This window comes from Dysgonomonas sp. GY75 (assembly GCF_015234155.1).
In the GTDB taxonomy this organism is placed as follows: domain Bacteria; phylum Bacteroidota; class Bacteroidia; order Bacteroidales; family Dysgonomonadaceae; genus Dysgonomonas; species Dysgonomonas gadei.
The window spans coordinates 1-523 of sequence record NZ_JADCLQ010000073.1; the positions used below are offsets into that span (position 1 = coordinate 1).

Below are 523 nucleotides of genomic sequence, written 5' to 3' on the forward strand. Positions count from 1 at the left end.
CATCGCCGGGTAGCTAAGTCCGGATTGGATAAGTGCTGAAAGCATCTAAGTACGAAGCCGACTTCAAGATAAGATATCCATTAAGGGTGGTTGTAGACTACGACCTAGATAGGCTACAGGTGTAAAGGCAGCAATGTCATAGCCGAGTAGTACTAATTGCCCGGACGCTTTCAATGGTGCCAGTATACTCACCGTAGTCAACTGGCACCGAACAACAAACCAGAGGTTTGCTATATTAGGAATATAAGTTAACGATACTGGCTCTTTTACATCAGTCAATATAGTTGAAAATTGAGAGTTGACAGTTACATATAAAACATTGTCCACTATCAACTATCCACTATAAAAAGCATTCAGGTGGTTATAACACCGGGGCTCCACCTCTTCCCATTCCGAACAGAGAAGTTAAGCCCGGTCGTGCCGATGGTACTGCGCAAGTGGGAGAGTAGGTTACCGCCGTTTTAAGAAGAGAAGTCCTTCACTATAGTAGTGAGGGACTTTTTTTGTTTGGGTATGTGAGGCA

2 rRNA genes are annotated in these 523 nt (G+C 44.0%); both read left to right on the forward strand.

Annotated elements, in window-relative coordinates:
- Positions 1 to 177 (forward strand): 23S ribosomal RNA (locus IR083_RS24410); the annotation flags it as partial.
- 176 nt (positions 178 to 353) lie between these two features.
- Positions 354 to 462: ribosomal RNA gene (gene rrf / locus IR083_RS24415) — 5S ribosomal RNA — on the forward strand.
- The last annotated feature ends 61 nt before the right edge of the window (positions 463 to 523 follow it).